The 817-nt window shown below is 49.8% G+C and carries 1 protein-coding gene; it reads left to right on the forward strand.

What is annotated here, in order from left to right:
• Positions 1-619: 619 nt before the first annotated feature.
• Positions 620-817: transposase (locus tag V7665_RS13630; RefSeq protein WP_335665076.1), on the forward strand; the 198-nt coding region annotated here is incomplete at its 3' end.

The raw sequence follows: 817 nt of genomic DNA on the forward strand, positions 1-817 counted from the left end.
TATCTGATTGAATTGTATAAAATGGACTCACGGGTAACCACCGTGTTTCGAGCATAATCGATCGCCAGCTTCATGGCCTCCGCAGGTATAGCGCAGGTCACTTTTCGCATAATTATTGAGCCAAAGCTCTTTCACTAGGAAAAGTCCAAATCCAGAACTCGCCACAGCTTGGGTATCGCGTGGGTCAAGGGGAAATCACCGGCCGGTTAAGTGCTGTACCCCTTGATAATCCTGACCTTTTGGGAATCCATCCCTTGCCTTGGTAATGACGAGGTCGAGAGTTCAATTCTCTCTAGCAGCACCATTTGTTCAGCTTAGTAAAAATCAGTTTCCTACGGGAAGTGCCCAAACGTGGGTGCGCGCTTGGGTATGGCGTTGGTGGTGCTTTGGTTGGGCAGGTTTAATCCTGGCGCCGTCAGCGGAAGCAATTTTCAATGGTTCGAACCAAAATTAGCCGCCCGACGGAGCGCTTGAACAGTTCGACAGTATGAACTCACCAACACCGAAAGTGAGGTAGCAAAAGGCCTTGCTGTGTCCCCCGTCAGCGATCGATAGACAGATTAGCGTCATAGAATAAGGGAGTATTTTGGTTTCATCGTAGTGACTGTAAGGAACGAAGATGAAAGCAAAATACTCAAAAGCCCCCGCGGAGCGGGTGGTCAAGGATATCCGTAGAGCAACCCGCAAGCAATATAATGCGGAGGAGAAGATACGGATTGTGCTGGAAGGCCTGCGCGGCGAGGACAGCATTGCCGAACTATGCCGCCGTGAAGGTATCTCTCAGGGCGTGTATTACAAATGGTCGAAGGATTTCATG

It is taken from the genome of Parasphingorhabdus sp. (assembly GCF_036964675.1).
Taxonomy (GTDB): Bacteria; Pseudomonadota; Alphaproteobacteria; order Sphingomonadales; family Sphingomonadaceae; genus Parasphingorhabdus.